Origin of the sequence: Clostridium sp. AF02-29, assembly GCF_934835585.1 — a bacterium.
Classification (GTDB): Bacteria; Bacillota; Clostridia; order Lachnospirales; family Lachnospiraceae; genus Otoolea; species Otoolea fessa.
The window spans coordinates 1-4,325 of record NZ_CAKVZK010000069.1; the positions used below are offsets into that span (position 1 = coordinate 1).

General features: G+C 41.8%; 3 protein-coding genes. All 3 read left to right on the forward strand.

Annotation, left to right across the window (positions count from 1 at the left end; all coding sequences use genetic code 11):
* The first annotated feature begins 134 nt into the window (after positions 1–134).
* The 3 genes from ltrA to PUQ60_RS11350 all read left to right on the forward strand — a co-directional run bounded on the left by ltrA (position 135) and on the right by PUQ60_RS11350 (position 4,285).
* Entirely contained in the window at positions 135–1,526 is a 1,392-nt protein-coding gene (ltrA, locus tag PUQ60_RS11340; RefSeq protein WP_273483021.1) for a group II intron reverse transcriptase/maturase, read from the forward strand.
* A gap of 95 nt (positions 1,527–1,621) precedes the next feature.
* Entirely contained in the window at positions 1,622–3,037 is a 1,416-nt protein-coding gene (locus PUQ60_RS11345; protein WP_021922233.1) for an IS1182 family transposase, read from the forward strand.
* Positions 3,038–3,343: 306 nt separating this feature from the next.
* A complete protein-coding gene (locus PUQ60_RS11350) occupies positions 3,344–4,285 on the forward strand; it encodes a hypothetical protein (protein WP_273483022.1) in 942 nt (313 codons plus the stop codon).
* The last annotated feature ends 40 nt before the right edge of the window (positions 4,286–4,325 follow it).

The window sequence follows — 4,325 nt, forward strand, 5'->3', positions numbered from 1 at the left end:
CCATTGCATAAAGCAATGCTGAACGCACAGAAGTCAGCAGAGGTCATAGTAGCCAAACGGAACAAGACCCGTTCGAGGTGAAGGACCGAATCAATAGGAGTCTTAAGTATGACCCGGAAAGGAGGAATGGGCAGATGGATGCAGAAAACAAGGAAAGCTGCTTGCAGAGAGACAGCGCGGAACGTAAAGGGTATGTAAGAGCGCATCGCTCATTCAACCGGATATGGAAAGAAAGAGACAGTGCAGAGCCAGACATTTTAGGTAAGATACTGAGTAAGGACAATCTGAACAGAGCTTACAAAAGAGTGAAGGCAAACAAGGGAGCGCCGGGAGTAGATGGAATGACTATCGAAGAGGCGTTTCCGTGGTTGAAGGAACATAGCCATGAACTGACAGAGAGGATACGGAAAGGGCACTATACCCCGTCCCCGGTCAGAAGAGTGGAAATCCCGAAGCCGGACGGCGGAGTACGAAAGCTTGGTATTCCCACCGTCACAGACCGCATTATCCAGCAGGCGATATCACAACAGCTGATACCGATTTATGAGCCGAAGTTCGCAGAAGGAAGTTTCGGATACCGACCGGAACGGAGTGCAAAAGATGCAGTTCAGAGGATAAAGGAGTATGCAGAACAGGGATATACAAGGGCGGTCGTCCTTGACCTGTCCAAGTATTTCGATACGCTGAACCATGAATTCCTTGTAAATATCCTGCGCAGAGATGTAAAGGATGAAAGAGTGATTCAGATGATAAAGAGGTATCTGAAAAGCGGAGTGATGGAAAACGGTGTAGTGGTCAAGACGGAAGAAGGTTCGCCGCAGGGAGGAAATCTCTCCCCGCTGTTAGCCAATGTCTATCTTAATGAGTTTGACCAGGAATTCAACAAAAGAGGGGTACCGTGCATCCGCTATGCAGATGATATCGTACTGTTAGCGAAGAGTGAACGGGCATCTGAGAGGTTGTTGGAGAGCAGTACGAAATATCTGGAAGGGACGCTGAAACTGAAGGTGAACCGGGAGGAAAGCCGTACGGTCAGTGTGTTTGCAATACGAAATTTTAAATACCTTGGTTTTTGTTATGGGAAGAACGGAAAAGGAATCTATATCCGTGTGCATGAAAAGTCATGGAAGAAAGCCAAGGAAAACCTGCGCAGGCTCACTTCCCGGAGCAGATGCAGAAGTATAGTGAAAGCCATGAAGCGAGTAGAAATCTATATGAGGGGATGGCTGAACTACTATAGTATAGCAGACATGAAAAGAAACATCGAAGACCTGAATGGATGGCTGTACCGAAGGATACGGATGTGTATCTGGAAGCAGTGGAAACTATCCAGAACGAGAATGAGAAAACTAATCGGACTGGGAGTAGCCAGTCACTATGCGGCAACAATCGCCAATGACCGCAAAGGATACTGGTTTAATGCCGGGAACAAAGCGGTAAACTGGGCGTTGAATAAAGAAAGACTGATAAGCTGGGGCTACTATGATTTAGCGACAGCGTACCAGTCCATGCACGTCAACTATTGAAACCGCCGTGTACCGAACGGTACGCCAGACTGTCTAACGATTAAGAAAAATATTATAATAAAACTACCAAATACAGTATCGTAGGGGGATTCGTTATGGCATATATTGTTGGCGCAGATAGATATCAAACAAGAATGGTAACCACTTCATTAGATGACTTAATAAGTAAGGATAATTCTGTCCGAGTAATAGATTCTTATGTAGAATCCTTAAATTTAGAAAATCTAGGTTTTATAGAGTATAGTGGTAGGAATCGAGGACAATCACCTTATCGCCGATCTGATTTATTAAAACTTCATATCTATGGCTATTTAAATAAGATTCGTTCTAGCAGAGCATTGGAAACGGAAGCAAAACGCAACCTGGAATTAATGTGGCTTATAAACTGCATAACACCTGATCATGGTACTATTGCAGGTTTTGTTCAGAAGAATAAGGCTGCGTTTCACAATACATTACGAAATCTTACCCTTATTCTCAAAGGTTGGGGGCTCATTGATGGAGAACTGATTGTTATTGATGGAACTAAGATCCGTGCTCAAAACAGCAAGCATAATTGTATTACGCAAAGCGGTTTAGATAAAAAAATCGAATATGCGGAAGCTCAGATAAATGCATATCTTATGGCAATCGTTAAAGATGAAGCGCTGGCAGATGACCTTACAGATAAACTAAAAACATATCAAGAGCTAAAAGAACAGTATCTTACACAAAAACATGAATTAAAAGATGAAGGACTGGAACAAAAGAGTTTGACAGATCCTGATTCAAGAAGGATGAAAAATAACGGTTCATTGGATATCTGCTACAATGTACAGTCTGTTGTAGATGCAAAGAATCATTTTGTTGTAGATATTTCGACGACTAATGATATAAATGACCAAAACCAGCTTTACACTATGGCACAAAAAGCATCCGAACTTTTAGAAAAAGAGTCCTCTACAGTTCTGGCAGATACAGGTTATTATAACGGAACGGAGATAAAAAACTGTGTTGATGCTGGAATGAATGTCTTTATAAAAAAAGCTAAAGCGAATAATGCTACAAAGGATAATGAATTTCGCAAAGAAAAGTTTATATATAATGGTGAAACTGATGAATATACATGCCCGGCAGGAGATAGATTGCGATTTTTTGAAAATACTTCGAAGAATGGTATGAAGTATCGCAAATATAAGTGTACAGACTGCAATTCATGCAAATATAAAAAAGACTGCACTACTTCTTCATCTGGAAGAACGATACAGCGTTGGGTATATGAAGATGTTCTTGAAACTGTGTATAATGAAACACTAAATAATAACGAGGTTTATAAACAGAGAAGATGTATCGTGGAGCATCCATTTGGGACTATAAAAAGAAGTCTCGGATATAGTTTCTTTCTTCGACGCAGACAAGAGAATGTTGACGCAGAAGCTGCATCTATGTTTATCGCTTATAACTTTAAGCGATTATTAAGCATGTTTTCAACAGAAGAATTAGTAACGAAGTTTGAAGAAAGTGTGATGTAGCAAGGAGAGGAACATATGTAATTCATGTGAAAAACAAAGATAAAAATGATATTAAAAAAATCGAAGATAAAAATACCGTACATCAGACTGGATTTTCGAATCGTTAGACAGTCTGACGCACGGTGGTGTGAGAGGACGGCGGTTAGTCACCGCCTCCTACTCGATTGATTATCGGGTAAACAAAGTATAACATAATTTTAACATTGTATAAAAATATGCTGAATATTGACAATTCATGACAGTAAAGTTATACTAAAGTAGTATGTGGTCATAGAATAAGACCACAACTTATGGAGGGACAAGAAAATGAATAACAGAGAGAAAGCAAAGGCAGTACAAAAGAAATTCAACCAGCGACTGGGAATTTATTACGGCGTGATGGCAGCAGGTGTCATTGTGGCAGCCATCGGACTGATGACACAGATCAACGTATTGACCCTGCTGGGAGTGGTAGCATTTTTTGCAGGATTAGTGATCCTCAGCTGGGTAGACGGGTATACCGAGTATGCAAAACGTGTTATGACAGCAAAAGCTCTGATGGGTGAAGAGATGCCCGAGGATGTGGTAAATGCTGGTATTGAACTGGTAAAGAAGCAAGGTGGAAGCCTGTCTGCACTTAAGAGCCAGACCAGAGAGTTCTCTCATATTTTATATCATCTGTGCCAGGGTATTTTCACCGCGGCAGCCATGCTGGAGAAGATCCCCGGACTGAAGTCTGTATCCGGTATTGCACAGAGTATGATCAAGAAAGCTTACAGAAGAATCAATCTGTTGTTAGAGGGTTATCTGTTTGCAAAATACGGCGAGATGACCAAGGAGGCTTATTATGACGGCGTATCTCTGCTGTTACAGGATGGCAAGACTTTTCTGGTAAAATCCGTAAAAGATGCCGCTGTATCTGAATTGCTGGTAACCCTGAGTGTGATTGGTACTCTGGTATTTGTAGCTTTGGGCGGCATACTGAAAAATGTTGTGTTTGTTGTATTGGGCATTGCCTGTGTGGTTCTGTATGTGGTAGTAGCCATTGTATATGACAGCAACAAAGATTTCGATATGCTGGCAAGCTATATTGAGTATGCTTCCACACATGAAGTCAACGAAGAGTATCGTAACAGCCTGTTGGCAGCGACGGATGCCGCTACTCAGGTGAACATGGTAGCCGGTGCACTGAAGAACCCTACCGTAAATGGTATTATGGGCGCGGCCGGAGCAGCAGAGAAGCTGTTTGGAAATAAAGATGAGAAATAAGAATTAGGCCATACCCATTCGCAGACACTGAAGTGCCTGC